Source organism: Arthrobacter sp. 8AJ (genome assembly GCF_902506025.1).
Taxonomy (GTDB): domain Bacteria; phylum Actinomycetota; class Actinomycetes; order Actinomycetales; family Micrococcaceae; genus Arthrobacter.
The window spans coordinates 4,037,958-4,063,348 of the sequence record NZ_LR733289.1; the positions used below are offsets into that span (position 1 = coordinate 4,037,958).

At 67.9% G+C, this 25,391-nt stretch carries 21 protein-coding genes and 1 pseudogene; 10 read left to right on the forward strand and 12 right to left on the reverse strand.

Annotated elements, in window-relative coordinates; all coding sequences use genetic code 11:
* Nucleotides 1–72 precede the first annotated feature (72 nt).
* Nucleotides 73–1,584, reverse strand: coding sequence for a D-alanyl-D-alanine carboxypeptidase/D-alanyl-D-alanine endopeptidase (dacB, locus tag BACI349Y_RS18795; RefSeq protein ID WP_159634420.1), 1,512 nt, complete (start codon nt 1,582–1,584; stop codon nt 73–75).
* Nucleotides 1,585–1,740: 156 nt separating this feature from the next.
* Here dacB and BACI349Y_RS18800 point away from each other — a divergent pair, with 156 nt between their 5' ends.
* From BACI349Y_RS18800 to BACI349Y_RS18810, 3 genes are all read left to right on the forward strand, one after another.
* On the forward strand, nt 1,741–2,229 hold the full coding sequence (locus tag BACI349Y_RS18800; RefSeq protein ID WP_043450105.1) for an inorganic diphosphatase: 489 nt from the start codon (nt 1,741–1,743) through the stop codon (nt 2,227–2,229).
* 114 nt (nt 2,230–2,343) lie between these two features.
* Nucleotides 2,344–3,687: a carboxylesterase family protein gene (locus BACI349Y_RS18805; RefSeq protein ID WP_159634423.1), complete on the forward strand. Its 1,344-nt coding sequence runs from the start codon at nt 2,344–2,346 to the stop codon at nt 3,685–3,687.
* Between the two features lie 37 nt (nt 3,688–3,724).
* Nucleotides 3,725–4,477: a DUF429 domain-containing protein gene (locus BACI349Y_RS18810; protein WP_159634426.1), complete on the forward strand. Its 753-nt coding sequence runs from the start codon at nt 3,725–3,727 to the stop codon at nt 4,475–4,477.
* Between the two features lie 4 nt (nt 4,478–4,481).
* On the opposite strand, the gene BACI349Y_RS18815 is transcribed toward BACI349Y_RS18810, so the two are convergent.
* Entirely contained in the window at nt 4,482–6,920 is a 2,439-nt protein-coding gene (locus BACI349Y_RS18815) for a phosphoketolase family protein (protein ID WP_159634429.1), read from the reverse strand.
* A gap of 186 nt (nt 6,921–7,106) precedes the next feature.
* Between BACI349Y_RS18815 and BACI349Y_RS18820 the strand changes: the two genes are divergently transcribed.
* Complete coding sequence (locus tag BACI349Y_RS18820) at nt 7,107–9,338, forward strand: catalase (RefSeq protein ID WP_159634432.1); 2,232 nt, start codon at nt 7,107–7,109, stop codon at nt 9,336–9,338.
* A gap of 150 nt (nt 9,339–9,488) precedes the next feature.
* Nucleotides 9,489–10,088 (forward strand): hypothetical protein, encoded by a 600-nt coding sequence (locus tag BACI349Y_RS18825; protein ID WP_159634435.1) that lies wholly within the window; start codon nt 9,489–9,491, stop codon nt 10,086–10,088.
* A gap of 98 nt (nt 10,089–10,186) precedes the next feature.
* Here the strand turns inward: BACI349Y_RS18825 and BACI349Y_RS18830 are convergent, their stop codons facing one another.
* From BACI349Y_RS18830 to serS, 4 genes and pseudogenes are all read right to left on the reverse strand, one after another.
* A complete protein-coding gene (locus BACI349Y_RS18830) occupies nt 10,187–10,771 on the reverse strand; it encodes a histidine phosphatase family protein (RefSeq protein WP_159634438.1) in 585 nt (194 codons plus the stop codon).
* A gap of 66 nt (nt 10,772–10,837) precedes the next feature.
* Nucleotides 10,838–11,723, reverse strand: a pseudogene (locus tag BACI349Y_RS18835) (HAD family hydrolase).
* Between the two features lie 241 nt (nt 11,724–11,964).
* The gene (locus tag BACI349Y_RS18840) at nt 11,965–12,702 is read right to left on the reverse strand and encodes a hypothetical protein (protein WP_236560930.1); all 738 of its coding nucleotides are present in this window, start codon (nt 12,700–12,702) and stop codon (nt 11,965–11,967) included.
* A 408-nt stretch (nt 12,703–13,110) separates the two neighbouring features.
* Nucleotides 13,111–14,391: a serine--tRNA ligase gene (gene serS / locus BACI349Y_RS18845; RefSeq protein ID WP_159634447.1), complete on the reverse strand. Its 1,281-nt coding sequence runs from the start codon at nt 14,389–14,391 to the stop codon at nt 13,111–13,113.
* An 88-nt stretch (nt 14,392–14,479) separates the two neighbouring features.
* Between serS and BACI349Y_RS18850 the strand changes: the two genes are divergently transcribed.
* Nucleotides 14,480–15,577, forward strand: a complete 1,098-nt coding sequence (locus BACI349Y_RS18850) for a diacylglycerol/lipid kinase family protein (RefSeq protein ID WP_159634450.1) — start codon at nt 14,480–14,482, stop codon at nt 15,575–15,577.
* Between the two features lie 52 nt (nt 15,578–15,629).
* On the opposite strand, the gene BACI349Y_RS18855 is transcribed toward BACI349Y_RS18850, so the two are convergent.
* The 3 genes from BACI349Y_RS18855 to BACI349Y_RS18865 all read right to left on the reverse strand — a co-directional run bounded on the left by BACI349Y_RS18855 (nt 15,630) and on the right by BACI349Y_RS18865 (nt 17,255).
* On the reverse strand, nt 15,630–15,854 hold the full coding sequence (locus tag BACI349Y_RS18855; RefSeq protein ID WP_159634453.1) for a hypothetical protein: 225 nt from the start codon (nt 15,852–15,854) through the stop codon (nt 15,630–15,632).
* A 94-nt stretch (nt 15,855–15,948) separates the two neighbouring features.
* Complete coding sequence (gene pheA, locus BACI349Y_RS18860) at nt 15,949–16,929, reverse strand: prephenate dehydratase (protein WP_159634456.1); 981 nt, start codon at nt 16,927–16,929, stop codon at nt 15,949–15,951.
* Nucleotides 16,929–17,255, reverse strand: a complete 327-nt coding sequence (locus BACI349Y_RS18865) for a rhodanese-like domain-containing protein (protein WP_159634459.1) — start codon at nt 17,253–17,255, stop codon at nt 16,929–16,931. The genes pheA and BACI349Y_RS18865 overlap by 1 nt, the downstream gene beginning before the upstream one ends.
* A gap of 217 nt (nt 17,256–17,472) precedes the next feature.
* Between BACI349Y_RS18865 and BACI349Y_RS18870 the strand changes: the two genes are divergently transcribed.
* The 3 genes from BACI349Y_RS18870 (at nt 17,473) to BACI349Y_RS18880 (ending at nt 20,334) form a co-directional block, all read left to right on the forward strand.
* On the forward strand, nt 17,473–18,879 hold the full coding sequence (locus BACI349Y_RS18870; RefSeq protein ID WP_159634462.1) for an amidase: 1,407 nt from the start codon (nt 17,473–17,475) through the stop codon (nt 18,877–18,879).
* Nucleotides 18,880–19,067: 188 nt separating this feature from the next.
* A complete protein-coding gene (locus tag BACI349Y_RS18875) occupies nt 19,068–19,295 on the forward strand; it encodes a hypothetical protein (RefSeq protein WP_159634465.1) in 228 nt (75 codons plus the stop codon).
* A 685-nt stretch (nt 19,296–19,980) separates the two neighbouring features.
* On the forward strand, nt 19,981–20,334 hold the full coding sequence (locus tag BACI349Y_RS18880) for a LapA family protein (protein WP_308209022.1): 354 nt from the start codon (nt 19,981–19,983) through the stop codon (nt 20,332–20,334).
* Nucleotides 20,335–20,346: 12 nt separating this feature from the next.
* On the opposite strand, the gene BACI349Y_RS18885 is transcribed toward BACI349Y_RS18880, so the two are convergent.
* The 3 genes from BACI349Y_RS18885 to BACI349Y_RS18895 are packed head-to-tail and all read right to left on the reverse strand — an operon-like array spanning nt 20,347 to nt 24,523.
* Entirely contained in the window at nt 20,347–21,879 is a 1,533-nt protein-coding gene (locus BACI349Y_RS18885) for a carboxyl transferase domain-containing protein (protein WP_159634471.1), read from the reverse strand.
* 1 nt (nt 21,880) lies between these two features.
* Nucleotides 21,881–23,104 (reverse strand): CaiB/BaiF CoA transferase family protein, encoded by a 1,224-nt coding sequence (locus BACI349Y_RS18890; RefSeq protein WP_159634474.1) that lies wholly within the window; start codon nt 23,102–23,104, stop codon nt 21,881–21,883.
* Nucleotides 23,105–23,152: 48 nt separating this feature from the next.
* Nucleotides 23,153–24,523 carry an SLC13 family permease gene (locus BACI349Y_RS18895; protein ID WP_159634477.1) on the reverse strand — a complete coding sequence of 457 codons (1,371 nt, stop codon included), beginning with the start codon at nt 24,521–24,523 and terminating at the stop codon, nt 23,153–23,155.
* Between the two features lie 131 nt (nt 24,524–24,654).
* Between BACI349Y_RS18895 and BACI349Y_RS18900 the strand changes: the two genes are divergently transcribed.
* Nucleotides 24,655–25,353 carry a FadR/GntR family transcriptional regulator gene (locus BACI349Y_RS18900; RefSeq protein WP_159634480.1) on the forward strand — a complete coding sequence of 233 codons (699 nt, stop codon included), beginning with the start codon at nt 24,655–24,657 and terminating at the stop codon, nt 25,351–25,353.
* Nucleotides 25,354–25,391 lie beyond the last annotated feature (38 nt).

Below are 25,391 nucleotides of genomic sequence, written 5' to 3' on the forward strand. Positions count from 1 at the left end.
GCGCACGGGCTGGAAGTCGGTGCTGGCCGCCGTCGTGATGGCCGCGCTGCTGGGGACTACCGCAAGCCCGCGCTAGCGGCAGCCGCAGCCCGCCAGCGCGGTAGCTGCCCGGTCCAGCGCCACCTTGTTGCCGGCGGCTCCGGGCGCCAGGCCGTTGCCGATGAAGGAGAACACCAGGAGCCGGCCGTCGGCGTCAACCACATAGCCGCTCAGCGCCAGCACGGTATTCAGGGTCCCGGTCTTGGCGCGGACCAGCCCCGCGCCGCCCGAGGTGGTGGCATCCCCGTAACGGGTGTCCAACGTGCCCGACAATCCGCCAACCGGGAATCCGTCCAGTGCGGCGCGAAGCCTGGCGTCCGTTCCCGTGGTCATGGCCCGCACCACGTCCGTGAACTGGCGGGCCGTGACCTGGTTGCCCATGGCCAGGCCGCACACATCCACCAGCTTCACGGCGTCCACTGTGATCCCGGCGGCCGCAAGCTCGGCGGCGACCGCGGCAGTGGCGCCGTCATTGCTTCCGGGCCGTCCCGTGCCCAACGCGGCCATCCGGCCCATGGTTTCGGCAAGGTAGTTGTCCGAGACCTGCAGCATCAGGTCCACCTGCTCCGCCACGGTGGCCGAGTCAACACCGGCCAGGGCTGCAGCGCCGGCCTTGGCAGCGCCGGGTGAACGGTCGACGCCGGCCGCCACCGTCAGTCCCGCCCCGGCGCCTGCCGCACGGAGCTGGGCCGCGAACGCTTCCGCCGCAGCCATGGCCGCGTCCTGGGGGCGGGGACCGGTGGTTACGGCGGGATCAAAGCGTGCGGAGTTGAGCGCCAGCGGGTACAGCGGAGCGATTTCGCCGGCTTCCACGTCGCCGGACTGCCAGTTGGGATTCAGTGCAGGGCCGGTGAAGAGGGAGTCGTCCAGCAGGACCTTGATGTCACCGGCGGTACCGGCGCCCTGCAGGGCCTGCACGGTGAGGGCTGCGAGCGTGGCCAGGCCGGCATGGCCCATGGCCTGTCCGGGCCGCGACTCCACCGCGCCCAGGAGGACGTCGCCGCCGCCCACCAGGACCACCTGCCCGGGAGCAGGGCCCTGCACCACCTTCGTGGTGAAACGGTGCTCCGGCCCCAGGGTGCGCAGCGCGGCCACGGCGGTCAGCAGCTTGAGGTTCGACGCCGGCACCCGGCCTTCCGCGCCACCCCGGTCAAAGAGGACCTGGCCCGTGAGCGCGTCCTGCACCATGCCCGTGAAAGTACCGCCGCCGTCGGCCATCAATAACGGTTCCACCTGCGCCGCCACGGCCGACGGCGCGGGTACGGGGGCGGCAGGCTGAAGGGGTGCCAGCACCTGCGGGGCGGAAAGTGTGGCGGGGGCCTGTTGCCAGGCGGGCGCAGCGGGGGCCGGCGCTGGGGCGCTGGAACCAAAGAATCCGGGTCCGACGATGCCGGGAGCCACGAGCAGGGCCGCCGGGATGGCCAGCGCGAGCAGGACCAGGGTGGCCAGGACCAGGTGCCAGGACTTCCCTGCCTCCTGGGTGATGCCGCCGGAACGCCGGGAACGCCGGGCGCGCAACGGTTCCCCGCCGGTTGGTTTGGTCATGCTGGTGCCGGTCCTCAAGTCCTGAAATTTCCCCACAAGTTCCTGATTCCAGGGCCTCTCGCTATATCCTCAATTGTAGTCGGCGGCACCGACACGCTTTTTTGTGGGCCCGTCAAGTGTGCCGCGCACCCCCTGCAATTGCCGAGGAGCATTCCCATGAAGCACGACGTGACCATCGAGATCCCCAAGGGATCACGCGTCAAGTACGAAGTTGACCACGAGACCGGCCGCGTCCGCCTGGACCGCGTCCTCTTCACCTCCATGCAGTACCCCACGCACTACGGGTACTTCGAGAACACCCTCGGCGAGGACGGCGACCCGCTGGACGCACTGGTGCTCCTGCAGGACTTCGACCTGCACCCCGGCGTCATCGTCGAGTCCCGCCCCATCGGCGTCTTCAACATGACCGACGACGGCGGCGGAGACGCCAAGATCCTGTGCGTGCCGGTGGACGCCCGCTTTGACCACATCCAGGAAGTCAGCGACGTCAACGAGTACCTGATCAAGGAAATCGAGCACTTCTTCACCCGCTACAAGGACCTGGAGCCGGGCAAGTGGGTCAAGGCCGAGGGCTGGGGCGACCGCGCCGCCGCCGAAGCCGAGCTGGAAGCTTCCATCAAGCGCTACGTGCCCACCGGACACTGATTTCCAGGTTGGGCTTGCCCCAACAACTGCTTTAGGGTCCGACGGCGGGTGCCCGGCTTTTCGAAGCCGGGCACCCGCCGTCGTTGTTTCAGGAAGTTATGGCATGGTGGGGCTGTGAGTTCCGAGCCAGCCGTGACGTCCCAGCTTCTGTTCCATCCCCCGTGCGGGCCCGTCAGCGGCCGGCGCGACGGCGGCGTCATTCGTGCCACCGGCATTCCCTACGCCACCGCCCACCGGTTCCAGGTGCCGGCCCCGGTTCCGGACTGGACCGCCGAATATGCCGCCACCTCTCCCGCACCCGCCTGCCCCCAGGCTCCGGTGCCGTTCCTGGACGACGTCCTGGGCACCAAATACGGCGAGCTGCCGGGCAGCGAGGACTGCCAGAACCTTTCCATCACACTGCCCGGCGACCTGAAGCCGGACGAGAAGCTGCCCGTCATGGTCTGGATCCACGGCGGCTCCTACACCACCGGCTCCGGGGACCTGGCCATCTTCGACCCCGCACGGCTGGTGGCCGAAAACCGGGTGATCGTGGTCTCCGTGACGTACCGGCTCGGATTGTTCGGGTTCCTCGCCACACCGGCAGGCCGGCCCGGCAACCTGGGACTCCTGGACCAGCTCGAGGCTTTCCGGTGGGTGCAGCGGAACATTGCCGCGTTCGGGGGCGATCCCGGCAGGGTCACCGCCTTCGGCCAGTCCGCCGGGGGCGACGCGATCGCCCACCTGATGGCCACGCCCGAGGCACCATCCCTTTTCCAGCGCGCCATCATCCAAAGCGCCCCGCTGGGCATTACCCGCGGCCGGGCGAAAATGAACCATGCCATGGGCATTGCTGCGGAAGGGGTCTCCGAGCAGACGCCCGCCATGGACGTGGTGGCTCTCGAAGCCCAGGTCACGCAGGTGGCCCGGAAGTTCGGCATGCTGGCGGCCATGCCGTTTGGCACCCAGTACGGCCATGATCCGCTTCCGGAGGAGTCCGTGATCGAGGCTGCCTGGAACCGGACAGCGCCGTCGATCGAGGTGCTGATCGGCCATACCTCCGAGGAGGCCCGCCTGTTCCTCCCCCGCAGCCCCCGCCTGATGCGCCTGGCAGGCATCCCCCTGGTGGGTCCTGCCGCCGTGCGGGCCATCGACTGGGTGGTCACCGAAACCGTGTACGGCCGGGCAACCCGCAGGTTCGCGCGCCGGCATGCCAAGGCGGGCGGGCGGGCGCACCGCTACATCCTGGACTGGCACGCGCCCGGCAACATCTTCGGCGCCGCCCACACGGTGGATTTGCCCCTGCTGCTCGGCAACCGGACGACCTGGGACGGCGTTGGGCTCATTGCCGGCGCGGACTGGGCGGACGTGGACGCCGCGGGCCGCAGGATGCGCGCCCTGTGGGCCGGCTTCGCGCGGGGCACTGACCTTGGCGGATCCGGGAGCATCCCCGGCGTCCTGCGCTACCGCGCGGTCTGACGCAATGCCGTCTGACAGCAGTGTTGATGGGCAGCCCATGAGGACCCTCGGCGTGGATCTGGCGGCGGCGGCCAAGAAGACTGCCGTGGCGGTCATCGAGTGGAGCGATGACCGGGCCCGGCTGGCCCACCTGGCCCTGGACGTTGACGACCAGGAGATCGTGGACCTGTTCGGCACCTGCGGCATGACCGGCGTCGACTGCCCCGTGGGCTGGCCTGACGCGCTGATTCCGTTCCTCACCGGCCACCTGGCCTTCAACGCAGCACCCGTCCTGGAACATGACGGCATCGCGGGCCGGCGGCTGCTTGCGTACCGGGACACGGACCGGTTCTGCACCGCCCGGACCGGCCTGATCCCCCTGAGCGTTTCCGCCGACCGGCTGGCCCACCCTGCCATGCGCTGCGCGGTGATCCAGGCGAAGATCGCGGCACTGCACGGCCCGCAGCTCCGGGACGGCTCGGGGCGCTTTGCCGAGGTGTACCCGGCGGCGTCGCTGAAGATCTGGGGCCTCAACGGGCGCGGCTACAAAGGCCGCGGCATCCCCGAAGCCAAACGCCTGGGCCTCCTGCTGGCGGCCCTCGAGGAGCAGGCGCCCTGGCTGGACCTGGCCGGGCACCGGGACAGGCTAACCGCTTCGGACGACCTGTTCGACGCCGTCATCGCCTCGCTGACCGCCCGGGCCGTGGCCCGCCGTCGGACGCTCCTGCCCGATGCCGCCCACGTGGAAGCCGCCCGCAGCGAAGGCTGGATCCACCTGCCCTCCTGCACGCTGGACGACCTCCCGCTTTAGGGCGTCAGCCGCCCAGTTTCCAGTTCCGGATCTCTTCCGGGTCCTCGCCGTGCGTGCGGGTGTGTTCGCGCGCCCGGTTGCGCCGGTCCTGCAGGTCCTGGCGCAGGAGTGAGTGCTTCTCGGCAAGGCCCGGTACGCGATCGATCGCGTCGATGGCCAGGGTGAAGCGGTCGATGCCGTTGAGCATGGCCATATCGAACGGGGTGGTGGTGGTCCCCTCTTCCTTGTAGCCGTGCACGTGAAGCCCCTGCTGGTTGGTGCGCCGGTACGCCAGCCGGTGGATCAGCGCCGGGTAGCCGTGGTACGCGAAGATGACGGGTTTGTCAGCGGTGAAGATGCCGTCGAAGTCATGGGCGGGGAGGCCGTGCGGGTGCTCGCTTTCGTCCTGCAGCCGCATCAGGTCCACTACGTTGACCACCCGCACCTTGAGGCCGGGGGCGCCGTTGCGGAGCAGTTCCGCGGCGGCCACGGTCTCCACGGTGGGGACGTCGCCCGCGCACGCCAGTACGACGTCGGGCTCCTCGCCGGGCACCTCGGAGCCGGCGAACGTCCAGATGCCCAGGCCGCGGTGGCAGTGGTTGGCGGCATCGGCCGGGCCCAGCCAGGTGGGAGAGGGCTGCTTGCCGCTGACCACGATGTTCACGTAGTCCGTCGACGCCAGGCAGTGCTCCATGACGGACAGCAGGGTGTTGGCGTCCGGCGGCAGGTACACCCGGATGACCTCGGCCTTTTTGTTGACCGCGTGGTCGATGAAGCCCGGGTCCTGGTGCGAGAAACCGTTGTGGTCCTGCTGCCACACGTGGGAGGACAGCAGGTAGTTCAGCGAGGGGACCGGCTGGCGCCAGTGAAGTTTGCGGGATACCTTCAGCCACTTTGCGTGCTGGTTGAACATCGAATCGACGATGTGGACGAAAGCTTCGTAGCAGTTAAACACGCCGTGGCGGCCGGTGAGGAGGTAGCCTTCCAGCCAGCCCTGGCACAGGTGCTCGCTCAGTACCTCCATCACCCGTCCGGACCGTGCCAGGTGCTCGTCGACGTCGTCAATCCGGTACTGCCACACCTTGTCGGTGACCTGGTAGACGTTCTGCAGCCTGTTGGACGCCGTCTCGTCCGGGCCGAACAGCCGGAAGTTGTCCATGTTCTGTGCGATGACGTCCCGCATCCAGGACCCGAGCGTGATCATGGGGCTCACGCGGTCCGTCCCCGGATGTGGAACCTCGACGGCGTGGTCCTGGTACGCGGGCAGTTTCAGCGCGCGCCGGAGCAGCCCGCCGTTGGCGTGCGGTGTGGCACTCATGCGGAAGTCACCGGCGGGCGCACCCCGTGCGACGTCGGGCCGGAGCCTGCCGTCGCCGTCGAACAGTTCGTCCGGGCGGTAGGACTGCAGCCACTCCTCCAACTGCTTCAGGTGCTCCCCGTTGGTGCGGACCTCGGACAGCGGCACCTGGTGCGCCCGCCACGTGCCTTCCACCTGCAGCCCGTCCACGGTGCGCGGCCCGGTCCAGCCCTTGGGCGAGCGCAGGACGATCATGGGCCAGCGGTGGCCGCCCTCCCCCGCCTCTTCTGCATCCGGATCCTGCCGGTGGGCGTCCTGGATGGCCTTGATATCGGCCAGGCAGCGGTCCAGCACGGCCGCGAAATCCCGGTGCGCCTGCTCCGTGTTGTCCGGATCCGCCACCGTCACGAAATACGGCTCATGGCCGTAGCCGCGCAGCAGCTGCTCCAGCTGGTCCTGCGGCATCCGGGCCAGGACCGTGGGGTTGGCGATCTTGTAGCCGTTCAGGTGCAGGATGGGCAGCACGGCACCGTCAGTGGCCGGGTCCAGGAAGTTGTGGGAGTGCCAGCTGGCGGCCAGCGGTCCGGTCTCCGCCTCGCCGTCACCGATCACGACGGCGGTCACCAGCTGCGGGTTGTCGAAGACCGATCCGTAGGCGTGGGCCAGGCAGTATCCCAGTTCGCCGCCCTCGCTGATGGAGCCCGGGCTTTCCGGTGCGGCGTGGCTGGGGATGCCGCCCGGGTAGGAGAACTGCCGGAACAGTTCCGCCAGGCCGGCCTCGTCATTGCCCACGTGGGCATAGATTTCGGAGTAGGTTCCCTCCAGCCAGGCATTGGCGACGACGGCGGGGCCGCCATGGCCGGGACCTGCCACGAAGAGCATCTCCAGTGAGTCGCGGCGGATGACGCGGTTCAGGTGGGCGTACACGAAGTTGAGCCCGGGCGTGGTGCCCCAGTGGCCCAGCAGGCGGGACTTGGTGTCCTCAGCCTGCAGTGGCTCGCGCAGCAGCGGGTTGGACCGCAGGTAGATCTGGCCCACCGAGAGATAGTTGGCGGCGCGCCACCAGCGGTCGACGAGTTCCAGTTCCCCCTGCCCGATGCCTTCCTGCCGCACGTCGTCCTGCTGCATTGTGTCCTGCATTCCATCGTGCCCAGTGCTGCCGGCCATAACCATCCTCACCTCGGGTGTGCCGCTGCAGGCGGCCGTTTCCCCATCGCAACAGATGGAGGGGCAGGGAGGCAACCCCCGCCGTCGGACCTTCCCTTTACCGCCTTCGGCACCTGTAGGGTACTAAGCAAGCTTAGCTTTCGCTGAGGCGGAAGCTAAGACCATCAATTGTGGGGAGATCGAGACATGCCAGCCGAAGACGACGTTGTAATTCCCGGGGTTCCGTCCAGCGAGCCGCCGGCGTTCGAGGAGCCCACCAGCCCGCGGGAGCCGTTGCCGCCCAAACCGGACCAGCGCGGCCCCGAGGCCGTGTCCCCCACGGGCAGCCCTACCGGCGCGCCGGCCACCGCCCGCGCCCAGTCCGGCCAGTACCTGACCACGGCCCAGGGCCTGCGGCTGCAGGATACGGACCATTCCCTAAAGGCCGGCGCGCGCGGCCCCATCCTGCTGCAGGACCACCACCTGCGCGAGAAGATCACCCACTTTGACCACGAACGGATCCCGGAGCGCGTTGTCCACGCACGCGGCGCGGGAGCGCACGGGGTGTTCCGGTCCTACGGCACGGCGTCGAAGGTAACGCGCGCCGGTTTCCTTGCCGCGGACGTCGAAACGCCCGTGTTTGTTCGGTTCTCCACGGTGCTTGGCTCCCGTGGGTCAGCCGACGCCGTGCGGGACACCCGGGGGTTCTCCACGAAGTTCTACACCGATGAGGGCACCTACGACCTCGTGGGGAACAACATTCCCGTCTTCTTCATCCAGGACGGCATGAAGTTCCCGGATGTGGTGCACGCGGCCAAGCCCCACCCGGACCGCGAGATTCCGCAGGCCCAGAGCGCGCACGACACGTTCTGGGACTTCGTATCGCTCCACACCGAGGCGCAGGCCCACACCCTGTGGAACATGTCGGACCGCGGCATCCCCCGGTCATACCGGACCATGGAGGGCTTCGGCGTCCACACCTTCCGGGTCGTCAACGCCGCCGGCGACACCACCCTGGTGAAGTTCCACTGGAAGCCCAAGCAGGGCGTGCACTCGCTGGTCTGGGAAGAAGCCCAGATCATCAACGGCATGGACCCGGACTTCCACCGGCGCGATCTGGCTGATGCCATCGAGGCCGGCGCCTATCCGGAATGGGAACTTGGTTTCCAGGCGTTCCCGGACACGGAAGACCAGATGTTCCAGGGAATCGACCTTCTGGACCCGACCAAGTTCGTCCCCGAGGAACTGGCGCCAGTGCAGCCCATCGGGCTCATGACCCTTAACGCGAACCCAACCAACTACTTCGCGGAAACCGAGCAGGTGGCCTTCCACCCGGGGCACCTCGTTCCGGGCATCGACGTCACCAACGACCCCCTGCTGCAGGTGCGCCTGTTCTCCTATCTGGACACCCAGATTTCACGCCTGGGCGGGCCCAACTTCGCGCAAATTCCCATCAACAGGCCGCACGCCCCGGTCAACGACATGCTCCGCGACGGCATGCACCAGACGGCGGTCCACTCCGGGGTTGCCCCCTACCGGCCCAATTCGCTGGATGGCGGCTGCCCGTTCCTGGCCGGCCAGGACATGGGGGCGTTCGTGGACGTACCGGAAGCGGTGGCGGAATCCATCAAGGAGCGGCGCAACCCGGCATCCTTCGATGACCATTACAGCCAGGCCCGGCTGTTCTTCCGCAGTTTGAGCGCTGTGGAGCAGGACCACGTGATCCAGGCCTACACGTTCGAGCTCGGCAAGTGCTACGAGAGCGCCGTCCGCGAACGCCAACTGCAGGCCCTGGCCAACATTGACTCCGTGCTCTGCGCCGCGGTGGCCGCCGGCCTGGGCATGCCCGCGCCGAAGGCCACGGAGCAGGTCCCGGACCGCGATCCCAGCCCTTCCGTGTCCCAGGTGGGCGGAACGTGGCCGGTTGCCGGGCGCATTGTGGGCATCATCGCCGATCCCTCCAGCGAGCTGTCCCAGGTGGAGGCGGCCCGCAAGGCGCTCGACGGCGAGGGCATGGTCCCGCTGGTCATCGCACCGGCCGGGGGCACGCTGTCCTCCGACGGGCTTTCGGTGACGGTGCAGCGGACCTTCCTCACGGCACGGTCCACCGAGTTCGACGCACTGATGGTCGCCGGGGGCAAGCAACCCGCGGCCGATGCTTCCGCGGGGCGCGACGCCAAGGCCGGGGAGCCTGCTGACGGGCTGGATCCGCGCGTCGCGCTGATGCTGTCCGAGGCTTACCGCCACGCCAAGGCCGTTGGGGCCTGGGGCTCCGGGTCTGCGGTGCTGGAGGCAGCCGGCATCCCGAAGGGGGCCGCAGGGGTGGTTGGCGGGAACGATGCTGCCTCGGTAACCACCGAACTTTCGGGGCTCATCGCCGCCCACCGCGCCTGGGACCGTTTCCCGGCAGCGGGCGCCGCTGCGGAACAGGGAAACTGACCCGGGCCTGTTGGCCTGCCGGTCTGTGGCTGGGGGTCCGCGTCCATGCGATGCGGACTCCCAGCCGTTTGCCGGGGTGGGGACCGGCGGGCCGCCCAAGGCGAAACCGGCCGTTTCGCAATTCCTACTTCCGGGTAGTGTGGACCCAGAATGTTCACCCTGACCATCAACCAGACGGACAGCCGCCGCGACGGCGACCAAGTGCCGCAGCTGCTCAAGGCGCTGCGGCACATTCCCGCGCGCCTGGATTTTGACAGGTCGGTCGAGGACGAAGTCCAGGGGATCGTCGACTGCCCGCACCAGGCCGTGGACGCCGCGCTGATCGCGCTGCGGAGCGGGCACTGGTACGTGGGTATCGGAGCGGGGCCCGTGAACGAGCCGCTGCCCAACCAGGTCAAGGACGCGTCCGGGCACGGCCTGGTCTATGCGCGCCGGGCCGTGGACCGGCTCCGCACCAGCAAGGAGCGGGTGCCGGTTGCGGTGGAGGGGCCACTGGCCGACGTTGCCCACGACGCCGAAGCAATCCTGCGGCTGCTGGGCCATATCGTGCGCGACCGGTCAGGCGCGGAATGGCGCGTGCTGGACCTGCTGACCCCCGGGGTCCGCGGCCAGCAGAAAGCGGTGGCGCAGGAGCTGGGCATCACCACCCAGGCCGTCAGCAAAGCGGTGGCCCGGGCACAGTGGAATGAGGAACACGCCGCCCGGCCCGCTGCCGCGAGACTGCTGGCGCTGCTCCTTGAGGTGCGCTGACTGCTGGTGGGTTGGCTGCTGCTGGGTTGAGCGCTGGTGGGCTGGCCGCCTGAGCCGGGTCCCGCCGTCGTCAATTGCCGCAGGGGCTTTTCCGGGCTTTAGCTCCCGGTGGCGGCCAGGACCGGCTCACCGTTGAAGTACTCCAGCTTCCAGCCATCGATCGCGTGGTGGTGCGCCAGGTTGAGGGCCGCATTGTCCACGCTCGCCAGGGTCTGGCCGATGGCGCGGCTGAGGCTGACGCGCAGCAGCGTGCCATGCGTGACCACCAGGAGCCGCTGGCCGCGGAACTCCTCGGCCAGGGCTTCCAGCGCTGCGAGGCCGCGGTCGGCGGCTTCGTCTTCACTTTCGGCGCCCTTGAACCCGCCGGGCACGCGCAGCGCCTCCAGCTCGGGGCCGGCCTGCATCCCTTCGGCCGGGCCGAAGCTGCGTTCGGTGAGTTCCGGGACGCGCCGGGCCACGGTGAGCCCGAGCCCTTCGGCGATCAGGTCCGCGGTCTCGGCAGCGCGGCTGAGCGGGGAGGAGACGATGGCGTCCCATTCGTACGGAGCCAGGATGCCGACGGCGTCCCGCGCCTGGCCGCGTCCGACGTCGTTCAGGGGGATGTCGGTTGATCCCTGCAGCCGGCGCTCGGCATTCCAGTCGGTCTGGCCATGGCGGACGAGGGCGAACGTCGTAAGGGTCATGCCTCTATTCTGCCTTGGCTCCAGGCCCGCACCGGAATCGCGGCAGCGGACGGTGCCCTCAGCGCCTTAGAGGAGGCTGCGCAGCACGTGGGCGGCGGTCGTCGTGCACCGAGTGGGTGACTTCGTCCGCTGCGGCGACCACTTCCGCCGGGGCCTGCCCCATGGCGACGCCGCGGCCGGCCCAGGTGAGCATTTCGATGTCGTTCCGGCCGTCCCCCACTGCAACCGTCAGGTGTTCTTCGAAGCCAAGGCGGAGCCGCAGGTTTTCCAGGGCGCTGGCCTTGGTCACACCCGCAGCGGCGATGTCCAGCCACGCAGTCCAACCCACCGAGTAGGTCACCCCCGCGAGGCCCACGTGGTTGATGGCCTCATTGAACTCCTCGGGCGTGTTTTCGGTGCTGAACACCACCACGCGGACGGCTGTTGCCTCCAGCATGGTGTGGAAGTCGACGCCTACCGCCTCCACCCCGAAGCTGGCATCCTGGAACCGTTCGGTGGAGAGGAAGTTGCCGTCAGCGTCCTCAAGCGCATACTTGGCGGACGGAAGCCGTTCGCGGAGGGCACGCAGCGCCGGGGCGGGATCAAACGTGGCTTTGTGGATGACCTCGTAGCCGTTGTCCAGTTCCGAGTGGAGCCGGAGGGTCACGCCGCCGTTGCAGCAGACGGCGTACCCGCGCTCGATGCCGATCTTCTCGATGATGGGAAGCGTGGCGTTCAGGGAGCGGCCGGTGGCGATCATCACCTCGTGCCCGGCGGCCACGACGGCCTGCGCGGCTTCCCGTACGCCAGGGGACATATGCCCGTCGTGGTTGACCAGGGTGCCGTCCACGTCCAGGGCGACCATGAATTTCCGGTCCACCGCGGCGAGGCTGATGTTGTTCTGGTTGTAGTCTCGATTGTTGTCTCGCCGGTCATCGTTGCCGGCGACTGAGGTTTCAGTCAGCGTTGTCATCCACATAGTGAAGCAGACCTAACTGACACGCGCTAGGACGCGGACCACAGGTTTATTGAACTGTTGGTTAACACGGCGGGTTTCCACATGGATGCGCTTGCCGGCGCGTGCCTTCACCCCGGCCCTGAGCGGTCCTGTCCGTTAGGAGGGCACTTGATTCCTCGAATCCCGACCTTGTTCGCGCATCCGCGCCTTCAGCGTTCCGATCGGCGAACAAGGCTCTGATTCAGGCGGCGGCAGGCTACGGGCGCGGGCGGAGGCCTGCGGCGAGGAGCTTGTAACGCAGCTTGTTTGGGTCCGTCAGGTCTGCCCACCCCCACCGGACGAAACCATGGCCGAGGGCACGGATCCGGTCTTCGCGGAGCTTCTCCCGGTAGACAGCCTCCTCTGCGCTGATCCCGTTCCGCCGGGCAAACTCCACGTACTTCCCTTTGCCGTCGAATTCACCCACCACGCTTTGCCGGGGCCACCAGAAGTCACTCCTGCCGATGAAGCCGGCGCCATCCCTGAAGACCTGCTGAAGGACCGGTTGCTCAAAGCCGAGGAATTCAAAGACGGCACGGCTGTAGGACTCACCAACCGACTCCGGCTGCGGGCTGGCAAGGCCGGCCGCACGCTCCGCGCGGCAGCGGGCAGCAGCGGAAGGAAGGGCCGCTATGCCAGCGGCAATTTCCGGCACGGACAGGAGGCTGACACCCTCCTCCAGCACGCCGTCTGCCAGTAGCCTGCGGGCGGCCCCGTCCGCGAGCACCAGGGCCTGGCTAAGCTCCGCTGAGGCCAGTACGTCCACGGTGGTCTTGGTGAGCCCTGAACAGAGGAACTCGCCAAAGGGCACGGCATTGAACCCGGTCATAAGGCGGTACCGAAGCGGATAGGAACGCGTGCGGCGGACGTTCCCGGCGGAAGCGTCCCCACCCAGTACCAGCAGCGGCGAATTTCTGACGCCGCTGCGGCCGGGAAGCGTTGTGGCAAGTTCCACGCAGGGTGGCGTTCCAAGTGTTGGCAACCCACTGGCCACCGCTGCCGTAAGCCCGCACAGAACTGCACCTTTGACTGACCTGGCAACTGCCGTCGTCGTCCATTCGAAGCGCCGGGAGGGCAGTGCACGAAGCCAGTCTTCGGTGGGAACGTAGAAACCCCGGCGAATCCGCACCAGTTGCCCCGCTTTGAAGGCACGGTGCACGGCATCAGTGCCGGTGCCTGTGCGGAGAATGGCGGCAGTATCAATCAGTCCCGGCGGTACATTCATGCCATCATGATGCGCGACAGTGGAAGCAGGGATACGGGGCCGGCGCCTGCATGTGGACAACCACGAGGCGGACCTAAGCTCGTCCGCGGATCAGAACCACGTAGGGTCGGATCCGCGAACAAGCTTATGAGTGGAAGCCTAGAGGACCGGGAGGACCTCGAGGCCGCCCAGGTACTTCTGCAGCGCCTTGGGGACGTTGACGGAGCCGTCCGCGTTCTGGTGGTGCTCAAGCAGCGCCACGATCCAGCGGGTGGTGGCCAGGGTGCCGTTCAGCGTGGCCACGGCGCGGGTGCCCTTGGAGACGCCTTCCGCGTTGACCACCCGTTCACGGATGTTCAGGCGGCGGGCCTGGAACGTGGTGCAGTTGGAGGTGGACGTCAGCTCGCGGTAGGCGTTCTGCGTGGGGACCCAGGCTTCGCAGTCGTACTTGCGTGCCGCGGAGGTGCCCAGGTCGCCGGCGGCGGTGTCGATGACCCGGTACGGCAGCTCGCACTTGGCCAGCATTTCCTCTTCCCAGGCCAGGAGGCGCTGGTGCTCGGCGGCAGCTTCTTCAACGGTGGTGTAAATGAACATCTCCACCTTGTTGAACTGGTGCACGCGGATGATGCCGCGGGTGTCCTTGCCGTGGGATCCGGCTTCGCGGCGGTAGCAGGAGCTCTGGCCCGCGTAGCGGATGGGACCGGCGGAGAAGTCCAGGATCTCGTCGGCGTGGTACCCGGCCAGGGCCACCTCTGAGGTGCCAACCAGGTAAAGGTCGTCTTCGGCGAGACGGTAGATCTCGGCGTCGTGCTTCACATCGAAGCCGGTGCCCTGCATCGTCTCGGGGCGCACCAGGGTGGGGGTGATCATGGGGATGAAGCCGGCTTGGATGGCCTGGTCCATGGCCATCTGCAGCAGTGCCATCTCCAACCGGGCACCCACACCGCGCAGGAAGTAGAAGCGCGCGCCGGAGACCTTGGCGCCCCGTTCCATGTCGATGGCGCCAATCAGCTCGCCGATCTCCAGGTGGTCCTTGGGCTCGAAGTCGGGGAATTCGCGCGGGGTGCCAACGGTCTTGACCACCACGTAGTCGTCCTCGCCGCCCTCGGGAACGCCGTCCTCCACCAGGTTGGGGATGGTGCGCAGCAGTTCTTCCTGCTTGGTCTGGGCGGCATCGGCCTCTGCGGAGGCGGCCTTAACCGAATTAGCCAGCTCCTTGACCTCGGCCAGCAGGGCCTGCTTCTCCTCGCCCTTGGCCTTCGCTACCTTCTTGCCGAAGACGTTCTGCTCCGCGCGGAGGTTCTCGAAGCGGAGCAGGGCCTCGCGGCGGGCGGAATTCGCGGAGATGATCGCGTCCACCACTGATTCGTCCGCGCCGCGGGCGCGCTGGCTGGCACGGAACTTGTCCGGGTTTTCGCTGAGGTCTTTTACGTCGATCACCAGACAAGGGTATCCAATTCAGTGCACGACGGCGGGCGCGCGGCCCCGTGCGCTCCCCCGCCGTGCGCCGGGCTACTGTTGAAGCACCATGAGCGACTGGATTCTCTACCTGCTGATTGCGGTGGCGCTTGCCTTCGCCACGTCCAGCTGGTGGGGGGTGCGCCGCCTCAAAGCCCTGCATGTGCGCAGCGCCGTGGCCGGCGAAGCCTACGACCCAGGGCTGGCGCGACAGCGCGTGGCCGTGGTCCTGAATCCCATCAAGGCGCGGGCCGACGAAGCCAAGGGGATGATCCACAGGGCCTGCCTGGCCGCCGGCTGGGAGGAACCGGTCTTTTTCGAGACGACGGCGGAGGACCCGGGCTTTTCGCAGATGCAGGCTGCGTTGGCGGGAAAGCCCGACGTCGTCCTGGTGGGCGGTGGCGACGGCACCGTCCGCGTGGTGGCTGAGGCCCTCGCGCACACCGATGTTGCCATGGGCCTGATTCCGCTGGGCACGGGAAACCTGCTGGCCCGGAACGTGGACCTGGATGTGAACGACCTCCACAGCAACGTCCAGACAGCCCTTTTCGGCCGCCAACGGTACATCGACACCGCCCGGATGGCCATCGAGAACTCCCGCACAGGCCATTACTCGGAGCACGTCTTCCTGGTGATCGCCGGTATCGGCATGGACGCCGAAGTCCTGGCCGACACGAACGCGGGGCTGAAGAAGGCCGTGGGCTGGCTCGCCTACACCGAGGCCGGCGTGCGCCACCTTCCGGGCCGGCGCAAGAAGGTTTCCATCGCCCTGGATGACAACCCGGAGCAGGTCCGGAACATCCGGAGCGTGCTTTTCGCCAACTGTGGGCTGGTCCCCGGCGGCATTGATTTCATCCCGCAGGCCATGATCGACGACGGCATGCTCGACGTCGTGGTCATGAGCCCCCGCAGCGCCCTGGGCTGGCTGCTGATGTACGTGAAGATCATGTTCAAGCACAGCGGAAAGCTGCCCATCATGACCGTCTACCGGTCAGTCAAGGTGGTCATCAAATGCCCTGAACCCATGCCCACACAGCTCGACGGCGACACGTCGGGGGAAGCCACGCAGCTCACGGTCCGGGTGGAGCCACGGTCACTCCTGGTCAGGGTCAAAGGACAGGTACAGGACAGCGGTCCCGTGCATGGAAGCGCACACGCCGCACGGTAGCGGACGGCTGAAGCGGTGCCGCGATGGGGCCCGGACTCAGTAGTTGGCGCCGTCAGGCCCCGGACTTCTTCTCTGCCTCGGCAGCAGCTTTCGCGTCCGCATGGGCTTGTTTGGCAGCAGCATGGGCTTCGGACTGCTCGCGGATCATCGCCTGCTCCTCTTCGAAGCGCAGGCGGTCAGCACGGTCGGCGTCGTCCCCGTCCCAGTCCTGGTTATCTCCCGTGGGCTTGGGATTGACGATCATCCCCTGGCCGTCGTTGTCAGTGCTGCTGGTCATGACCCGCTCCCTTCGTCAGGGGCCATACCCCGTGTGGATCAGGCAAGCATACGCATTGTCAACACCCCACGGAAGTACTTCGGAAGGCATTTACCTACGCTTTGGGCGAAGCCCCGGAACCGCTTTCACCTGCGGTGGATTCCGCAGCGAGTATGGATTGCACCCACGTCCGGGCCGCTGCGAAAGCTTCATCGGAGGTATGTGCGGGGACCAGCGTGGCCTGCCGGTCAGCCCTGGCATACGAGCCCAGGAAACGGGTGCTTGGACTGATGCGGTGCAGACCCGCCAGCGCGTCAGCGACCCTCGCTTCGCCGGCGTGGCCATCGGCGTCGATGCTGAAAAAGTAGTGGCCCAGGTACTGGCCTGTGGGGCGGGATTCAATCCTGCTGAGGTTGACGCCGCGGCTGGCGAACTGGTCCAGGATCTCCATCAGGGCGCCCGGCCGGTCCTCCGGAAGCGGGACCACGACGGTGGTTTTGTCCGCGCCGGTGCGCTCCGGCAGCGGCCCAGGCCGGCTGACCAGGATGAAGCGCGTCACCGCACCGGGGTTGTCCCCGATATTCTCCGCCAGGACCGACAGCCCTGGATGCTCCCTGGCCACCAGCGGTGCGCAGATCGCCGCGTCGTAGTGACAGTTCCCATCCAGCAATCCCAAAGCCGAGGCGGCAGTCGAGGAGCCGGGGACGTATTCCGCATCCGGTATATTCCGGTCCATCCACAGCCTGCACTGCGCCCACGCATGACCGTGGGTGGATACCCGCCGCACATCCTCCAACCGCACGCCGGGCCGGGCTACCAGGACAAAGCTGATGGGAACCAGGACTTCGCGGATGATCCGCAGTTCCTGGCCGGTGGCGATGGCGTCCAGCGTGGCGGTGACGCCGCCCTCCACCGAGTTTTCGATAGGGACCATGGCGGCGTCTGCCGAACCGTCGCGGACCTTGTCCAGGGCAGCGTTGACGTTCGACGCCGGCACCCGGACAGCCTGGGCGGCGTCAGGCACCTGCAGCAGGGCAGCCTCGGTGAAGGTGCCTTCGGGGCCCAGGAAGGCGTAGGTGCGGGACGTGCCGGCCACTAAAGGACCAGGGGCTTGAGACCGTTGTCCGAGACGAGGGGCTTGCCGGATTCGAGCCACTGGTCCATTCCGCCGGACACGTTAATGGCTGTATACCCCTGGCCCGTAAGCCATCGGGCAACGCGGAAGGAGCGGCCGCCCGTGCGGCAAATGACGTAGACGTCCTCGTCCGGGTCGATTTCGCCGAGGCGGCCCGGAATCTGGTCCATGGGAATATGGACAGCGCCTTCAGCGTGGCCGGCAACCCACTCGTAATCCTCCCGGACGTCCAGGATCACGGCGTCAGCGGGGACGTCATGGACGGGGACGGTGTCGAAATCGCTCATCGGAGTCCTGTCTTGGCGGAGCTGGCGGATCAAAGTCAGGTTTAAGCCTAGCCCTTCCACCCCGCTCCGCCCGGATCACAGCGGAAAAGGCCGCGGGTTAGGCTGGTGAAGGCCCAGGAGGTTTCCATGTCCCAGCAGCTGACAGCCCTTCCCGCGCAACCGGCATGTCCAGGTCGGAGCGCCGGGCCGCAGCCGGGACACCACAGGGGATGCCACCGTGACTGAACTTCACGAACTCCCGGCGCTGGCCCTGCGGGACCTCCTTCGCAGCGGAGCGGTGTCTTCCACGGACGTCACTTCCCACTTCCTGGACCGGATCGGTAGCCAAAACCCCCTTCTGGGCGCCTTTATTACAGTGACGGCGGACCAGGCCATGGCGCAGGCCCGGGCGGCGGATGCCCTGCGCTCCCGCTCGGAGGCCGATGAGCTGCCCCTGCTGCATGGCATGCCGGTTGCGTTCAAGGACCTCACTGATGTAGCGGGGGTGGTGACCACGCACGGCAGTGCCGCCCTGGACCGCAAACCGGCCCCCGCCGATGCTCCCCTCGTGGCCCTGTTCAAGGGTGCCGGCGCCATTTCGCTGGGCAAGACCCAGGTGCCCGAATTCGGACTGACGGCCTACAGCGAGAACCGCATCGCACCGCCGTCGCGCAATCCCCATGCACCCAGCAGGAGTTCGGGAGGGTCCTCCGGCGGCAGCGCAGCCGCTGTGGCCGCAGGGCTGCTGCCTTTGGCCCCCGGAACCGACGGCGGTGGATCAGTCCGCATCCCCGCCGCCGCCTGTGGCCTGGTGGGGCTCAAGCCCGGCCGTGGGGTGGTGGCCGCCGGGGAAAGTGCCGGCGACCCTGCACGGCTGGTGGCGCCAGGCCCCCTCGCGCGGAGCGCGGAGGACGCAGCACTGATGATGGACGTCCTGGCACCAGGGAACCAATACCTTTCGGCGATCACGCAGGAGCCACCGCGGCTGCGGATCGGCGTCACGCTGGACAGCCCGTGGTCCAGCACGTTTCCGTTCACGCCGGACCGGGAGGCCCTGGACGCGCTCCAGGCCGGCGAAACCCTCCTGGAACAGGCCGGCCATACCCTTGGCGACGCCGGCATCCGCTACGACAACCGCTACCCGGACGCCTTCACCACCGCGTGGACCGCCGGAGTGGGTGCTGCCCGCATCAGCCCGTCCCGGGAAGCGCTGCTGGCGCCCCTGACCCGGACCTTCCGCCGGCGCGCCCAGCAGCGCAGCCCGGCGAAGCTTGCAGAGGCCTTGGCATTCCTGCGGCAGTTCCAGCACGACACCCTGGCACAGTACGGGCAGTGGGACCTGATGCTGATGCCGGCGCTGGCACAGACGCCCCGGCCGGTGGGCTGGTTCACCGGCACCGCCCACGGCGGTGACCGCTGGCCGTCGGCCCAGTGGCCGGGGGATGCCGACGGCGACTACCGGAAGCAGTGCGAATACGCGCCATGGTCCTCGATGGTGAATGTGTGCGGACTGCCGGCCATCACCCTCCCTGTGCACTGGACCGGCGGTGCCGCCGGGAGCGGACTTCCCATGGGAATCCAGCTGGTGGGTCCCGTGGGATCGGAAGCCCTCCTCCTGCAGGTGGCGCGGCAACTGGGGTATTAGGGGCCAGTTGCACCGGGCGATCTTGGCTTCCAGGCCAGCTGGAGCCTGTGGGAGGCACCGGCGTGGTTGACGTTGTTGACCTGAACATAACGCCGGGTTAACCCGCCCGTAACCCCCGCGGCCGCAGACTGGAAAAGCACGTTTCAGCACCCTCCACCCGCCCTCCGCCTGACGAGGAGTTGCCCACAATGAACGCTGAATACCCTGCCGCCAGCCCCGGAACCACCGTGACGCCAGACGAGGAACGGCCGGACCTCAGCAACTCCAACGTCAGGGAGGACCTTGCCATGGCTGGCCGCTGCGCCCTGGTCCACCTGCCGACGGGCCGGACCTGCCTCCTGCCCATCCGCCATCAGGGGCCCTGCGAGTTCCACCGCCCGCAGGAGGCGCAGGACGTCGTGGCCAACGGCACCTGACAGTCCCCGGCGCCACTCTGCGCCGGCACCCTGCCCCGATGCCCCGGCGCTCCTGCCCCACAGCCCGAACCCGCTGATACCCGCTGCCGCGTGCCCCGCTGCAGGGTGCCCCGCTGCCGCGCCCTCGACTCCGGCGCCAGGCAGGAGGACGATTAAGGGGCAGTCACCAATGAGGAGGTCTGTGATGTGCTATGCATCGAGCAAGGACTTCGGGTGGGGCGCAAAGAAAGAAACCAAGCGCCGGCCTGAAGCGGAACCGGAAACCCCTGCGGAAAATCCCGGGAAGCCGGTTAGGGCACAGGAATTCACGTTCTGGGCCTTCCCCAACTGGCGCAGGACGCCTGCGCCACGCACCCCCTCCGATGAAAAGAGCAAGGAGAGGGTCTGACGCCCGGGCAGGAATGCCCCGGACGGGAGTCACTGGAGGGGTCCCCGCGCTGGGACCCCTCCAGCACCACGGCCCCCTGCAACTCTCCGCCGAAATGCAGCCGCTGCGGCGCCTCGTCGTTCAGGCCGTTGTGCTGCGGTGACCCTGGCGTCTATGGTTGAACCGTAAGCATGCTTAGCATTCTGGGAAGAGGACACTATGAGCGCAGGACAGAGCACGCCTACACCTGACAGGCAGCCGGAGTCAGAACACGCCACGGCACAGCCCCTCCCCCCGGAAACTCCGGCGGAACGTCCTGTGGGGCACGGCAACGCACCCTCTTACCGGGCGGATGTACCGGAAACGACGGGCGCCAGGGGTCCAGCCACCACGGCAGGGGCCGGCCCCGAACGAAAAGTCACCCGCGCTGGCGTCATCTGGGCCGCAGTTGTGGCCGCCCTGGTGCTCCTGATCCTGCTGATCGTCTTCATCCTGCAGAACCAGGAGCTGGTCCTGGTGAAGTTCCTGGGCTTTGAGGGGTCCGTCCCGCTGGGCATGGCGCTGTTCATTGCCGCCGTGACCGGCGGCGTGCTGGTAGCCGTGGCGGGCGGCGCGCGCATCCTGCAGCTACGTTCAAACGCCCACCGGGACAGGGTCCGGCAACGCAGGTAGCCGCCGTCGACCTCAGAAGGCGCCCAGGTTCGCGAACTTCCGGGCGCGGGCGGCGACGAGGTCAGGTACCGGAACATTGGCCACCGAACCCAGTTCGTACTCGATGGCCCGCGCCATCCGGGTGCAGAAATCGCGCGGCTCCAGTGAAGCATCACCCCGCTCATCCACGATGTGGTCCACCAGGCCGCTGGCATACAGGGCAGCGACGTCAACACCCTGCGCCTGGGCCATGGCGGGCGCGAACGCGGTGGTGCGGTGCACAATGGCGCTGGCGCCTTCCGGAGGCAGTGGCGAAAGCCAGCTGTGCTGGGCGGCGATGGTCCGGTCAGCGGGCAGCAACGCCAGCGCCCCTCCCCCGGCGCCCTGGCCGAGCAGCACGGAGACCGACGGCGATTCGAGCCCGATCAGTTCGTACAGCGACCGCGCAATTTCCCCGGCAAGTCCGCCCTCCTCCGCTTCCTGCGAGAGGGCTGCACCGGCAGTATCAATGACGGTGAGCAGTGGCAGCCGCAGCTCCTCCGCCAGTTTCATGCCGCGTCGGGCCTCGCGCAGCGATCCCGGGCCCATGCCGGCGGCGTCCTTCCGCAGCGGCCGCGCATGCCCCAGCACGATGCACGGCTGGGTGCCAAAGCGGGCCAGTGCCAGCAGCAGTCCCGGGTCCTTTTCCCCCTGCCCGGTTCCGTTGAGGGGCAACGCGTCCATGGCGCCGATCTTCAGCAGCTGGCGCAGGTCCGGCCGCCGCTGCCGCCGTGAAATCCCAATCGAGGTCCAGGCATCAGCGGTTGACGGCCTGATGTCCAGGGTTTCGGGCGGGGCGGGCACCGTCGCCGGCACGGTTCCGCCGCCGGCGCCCCCGTTCGCCGCCAGGATGTCCAGCGCGCGGCCCACCAGGTCGGCCAGGTCGCCGGGTTCCACCACGCCGTCGATCAGTCCCTTGCTGAAGAGGTTCTCCGCCACCTGCACGTTCTCCGGGAACGCTTCGCCGTACAGGGCCTCGTAGACGCGCGGGCCCAGGAAGCCCAGGAGGGCGCCCGGCTCGGCGACGTTGATGTGGCCCAAAGACCCCCAGGATGCCATCACGCCGCCGGTGGTGGGGTGCCGCAGGTAGACAAGGTAGGGAAGGCCGGCCTGCCGGTGTGCGCGGACTGCGCCGGTGATTTTCACCATGGACAGGAACGCGAGCGTCCCTTCCTGCATCCGGGTCCCGCCGGACGCGGGACCGGCCAGGAGCGGGAGCCCTTCAGCAGTGGCGCGTTCGACGGCGGCAACGATCCTTTGCGCCGCCGCGTGGCCGATCGAGCCGGCAAGGAAGGAGAATTCACTGACGATCAGCGCCACCCTGTGGCCGCGGATCAGTCCGGCGCCGGTGATGACGGACTCGTCGGCGCCGCTGCGTTCGCGCGCCCTGGCCAAATCGCCGGCGTACTCCGCGGACAGCGCGGGTTGTTGGGGTTCGGTGTCCCAGGAGACAAAGGAGCCCGGGTCCACCACGGTTTCCAGGAGCTCGGTGGCGTTCATGTGCCGCACCTTTTCCGCCGTCGCCATGCTACTTTGCCCCGGAAGCCGCAGCGGCGCCGGCCGTCGTGAGCCCGAGCCACTCCCGGATCGACTGCCCGTCCTCATCGAGCAGCGGCGGCGCGTCGTGTTCGGTCAGGGTGGTTTCCGCGGCGTCGCCCGGCGCGAAGAACCGCAGCGGCGGCCCGGGCAGGCTCACCTTTCCAAGCAGCGGATGCTGTACATCCACCACGAGCCCCTGGGACGCCACCTGCTCCCAGGCGTACACCTCGTCCAGCGAGCGCACCTTGCCTGCGGGGATCCCGGCGTCGTTCAGCTTTTGCAGCAGCTCCACCGCACCGTACTCCGAGAAGGCGCGTTCGACGGCGGCAATCACCTCCGCCCGGCTCCGCACCCTTTCGGCGTTGCTGGCGAAGCCCGGGGCAGCCGGGTCCAGGCCAAAGGCCGCGGCAAAGGACTGCCAGAGCTTCTCGCTGCCGACGCTGATCTGCACGCTCCCGTCCTTGCAGTTGAACAGGCCGTAGGGGGCAATGGAGGGGTGGTGGTTGCCCTGGGCCTGCGGAACCTCACCCGCAACGGTGGTCCTGGTGCCCTGGAAGGCGTGGACGCCGATCAGGGATGCCAGCAGCGAGGTGCGCACCACCTTGCCCTGCCCGGTCCGGTTCCGCTCAACGAGGGCCGCCAGGACGCCGAACGCCCCGTTCATGCCGGAGAGCAGGTCGGCAATGGGCACGCCCACGCGCTGTGGATCATCCGGGCCTGATCCGGTCAGGGACATCAGACCGGCCTCACCCTGGAGGATCTGGTCGTAGCCGCTGCGCTGGGACTCGGGACCGTCGTGGCCGAAGCCGGTGATGGACAGGATCACCAGGCGCGGGTTGATGGCGTGCATCGCCGCGGTGGAGAAGCCCAGCCGGTCCATGACCCCGGGCCGGAAGTTTTCGATCACCACATCCGCCCGCTCCAGGAGCCCGCGGAGCACCGCCTGGCCGTCTTCGCTCTTCAGGTCCAGGCTGATCGATTCCTTGTTGCGGTTGCAGGACATGAAGTAGGTGGACTGCAGGTCGTCTTCGGGCCCCACGAAGGGCGGGCCCCAACCCCGGGTGTCATCGCCCGTACCGGGGTTCTCCACCTTGATGACGCGGGCACCGAGGTCTGCCAGCATCATGCCGGCGTGCGGTCCGGCCAGCGCCCGGCTGAGGTCGACGACGATGTGCCCGGCCAGGGGGCCTTGGGAAGTTTCGGCGGTGCTCATGTGCTGGGTTTCCTTTCGTAAGTAGGGCGGAGGCGGTTGCGTTGCCGGCTAGAGCCAGCCGGGAACCACCAGCGTCAGCCAGGCCAGGATGGGGCCTGCCACGATGACCACCCCGCTGTACCCGAGGATGCGCTTGTAGAACTTGTCCTTGTCCACGCCCTCCGGCGCGTTGGCCAGCACCAGGGCGCCGTTGGTGGAGAAGGGTGAGACGTCAACGATCGTGGCGGACACTGCCAGGGCGCAGATGACGCCGACGGCGCCGATTTCGCCGGTGGAGAGGAAGGGGACGGCGAGCGGGATAAGGGCCGCCAGGATGGCGGTGGAGGAGGCGAAGGCGGACACCACGGCGCCGATGAAGCAGATGATCAGGGCTGCGAGGAGCGGCATTCCCATCCCGGCCACGCCGCTGGAGACGAATTTGATGGTGCCGGCTTCCTCGAGTACGCCGACGAAGGTCAGCATGCCGCAGATGAGCAGCACGGTGGACCAGCTGATCTTGTTGATGGCGCCCTTCTGCGCGGCGGGTGAGACGAGGGCCAGCACGATGGCGATGGTGATGGACACGAAGCCGACGTCCATCTTGAAGCCGAGGGCCACGACGGCCAGCACGATCAGGCCGGCGATGGTGACCAGCTGCGGGATCCGGTCCTTGCGTTCCTTGGTGGCGGCGATGCCGTCACCCGCAGGGTCCCGGGGGCCGTACATGCCCGAACCGAAGCCCTTGAAGGGGACGTCGCCGCCGGCTGCCTTGGCGCCGACGCTGACGGACATGCGGGCTTCTGCCGCCTGCTCCACGAAGTGCCCCACCTTGGAGGACAGGAGGTTCCTGCCGCCCAGGACCACGAAGAGCACCACGGCGATGACCAGGTTGAAGATGAAGCTGGACAGGAACAGCGCGGTGGGGCTGAAGGCAAGGTCGGTCTTGGCCAGGATGCCGTTGACGGTGACCCCGTACACCGCGATCGGTGAGAAGCCGCCCGCCTGCGCGCCGTGGATCACCATCATGCCCATAAGGAGCGGGCTGATCTTGTACTTGCCGGCAAAGCTCAGGGCGATGGGAGCAATGATGGCGACGGCGGCGGGAGACAGGGCGCCCACGGCCGTGATCACGGCGGTGATGGCGAACATGACCCAGGGGATGAGGGCAACGCGGCTGCCCACGAGCTTGACGGCTCCGCGGACCAGGAGATCGATGGTGCCGTTGTTCTGGGCGATGGCGAACAGGTAGGTGACGCCGACGATGGTGAGGAAGAGGCCGCCGGGGAAGTTGGCCAGGATTTCGTTGGTGGACATGCCCAGCACCACGGCGCCGAGCAGGAAGGCGCCCACGAAGGCGAGGGCGCCCATGTTGAGGGGCAGCACGGTGGCGAGCAGGAACATCGCTGCGAGGATGATGATGGATAGGACAGGAGCGGACATCGTTGGTCCTCCATTGAGGGGAAGAATGTGACGTGAGTTACTGGCTCACTGGACTAGCCTCTTAGACAGTGAGTCTATCTGTCAATAGATGAAGGCGGTATTCTGGACCGGTAGACCCAAGGGAGGGCTTTGTGGAGAAGACAGCACGGCTGGGCCTGGAACGCGTGACGCGGCCACGGCTGTACGAGCAGCTGGTGGAACAGATCCTTGCCTATATCGAGTCCGCCCAGCTGAAGCCCGGCGACCTGCTGCCGGCCGAGCGCGACCTTGCCGAGCGGCTGGGCGTCTCCCGCGCCACTCTCGCCCAGGCACTTGTGGCCCTTGAGGTCCTGGGCGTCATTGACGTGCAACACGGCACCGGAGCGGTCCTGGCCCGGAGGCCCAGCGTCGCCTCGGTGGTCAAGGGCCTGCGTGAACACCAGAGCCGGCTGCCGGAAATCGTGGAAGCCCGCAGCACCCTGGAAGTGAAGCTTGCCGCCCTTGCCGCGGAACGCCGGACAGACCACGACCTCGCCGCGATCGACAAGGCCCTGGACGTGATGGCACAGGAAATCAGTGACGGCGACCGCGGCACCCACGGTGACGAGCTGTTCCACCGGGCGATCACCGGCGCAGCGCATTCGTCGGTGCTGGCGCAGCTGATGGCTTTTATCGCGGAGATGATCCTGGAAACGAGGATGGAATCCCTGGGCCAGCCCGGCAGGCCGGAACAGTCGCTGGCGTCGCACCGGAAGATCGCGGATGCCGTGCGTGCGCAGGACGCTGCGGCAGCGGCCGACGCCATGCTGGCGCACATCGAGCTCGTCTCCGACGTGGAGCTGCTCCGCTAGCAGCCGCACGCACCGGGCACCCCGCGGCGACACGCCGG

Excerpts from the sequence above, each read along its gene's own strand:
- dacB (WP_159634420.1), bottom strand. The coding sequence starts at position 1,584 with ATGACCAAACCAACCGGCGGGGAACCGTTGCGCGCCCGGCGTTCCCGG.
- BACI349Y_RS18800 (WP_043450105.1), top strand. The coding sequence starts at position 1,741 with ATGAAGCACGACGTGACCATCGAGATCCCCAAGGGATCACGCGTCAAG.
- BACI349Y_RS18810 (WP_159634426.1), top strand. The coding sequence starts at position 3,725 with ATGAGGACCCTCGGCGTGGATCTGGCGGCGGCGGCCAAGAAGACTGCC.
- BACI349Y_RS18815 (WP_159634429.1), bottom strand. The coding sequence starts at position 6,920 with ATGGCCGGCAGCACTGGGCACGATGGAATGCAGGACACAATGCAGCAG.
- BACI349Y_RS18820 (WP_159634432.1), top strand. The coding sequence starts at position 7,107 with ATGCCAGCCGAAGACGACGTTGTAATTCCCGGGGTTCCGTCCAGCGAG.
- BACI349Y_RS18825 (WP_159634435.1), top strand. The coding sequence starts at position 9,489 with ATGTTCACCCTGACCATCAACCAGACGGACAGCCGCCGCGACGGCGAC.
- BACI349Y_RS18830 (WP_159634438.1), bottom strand. The coding sequence starts at position 10,771 with ATGACCCTTACGACGTTCGCCCTCGTCCGCCATGGCCAGACCGACTGG.
- BACI349Y_RS18850 (WP_159634450.1), top strand. The coding sequence starts at position 14,480 with ATGAGCGACTGGATTCTCTACCTGCTGATTGCGGTGGCGCTTGCCTTC.
- BACI349Y_RS18855 (WP_159634453.1), bottom strand. The coding sequence starts at position 15,854 with ATGACCAGCAGCACTGACAACGACGGCCAGGGGATGATCGTCAATCCC.
- BACI349Y_RS18865 (WP_159634459.1), bottom strand. The coding sequence starts at position 17,255 with ATGAGCGATTTCGACACCGTCCCCGTCCATGACGTCCCCGCTGACGCC.
- BACI349Y_RS18875 (WP_159634465.1), top strand. The coding sequence starts at position 19,068 with ATGAACGCTGAATACCCTGCCGCCAGCCCCGGAACCACCGTGACGCCA.
- BACI349Y_RS18885 (WP_159634471.1), bottom strand. The coding sequence starts at position 21,879 with ATGGCGACGGCGGAAAAGGTGCGGCACATGAACGCCACCGAGCTCCTG.
- BACI349Y_RS18890 (WP_159634474.1), bottom strand. The coding sequence starts at position 23,104 with ATGAGCACCGCCGAAACTTCCCAAGGCCCCCTGGCCGGGCACATCGTC.
- BACI349Y_RS18895 (WP_159634477.1), bottom strand. The coding sequence starts at position 24,523 with ATGTCCGCTCCTGTCCTATCCATCATCATCCTCGCAGCGATGTTCCTG.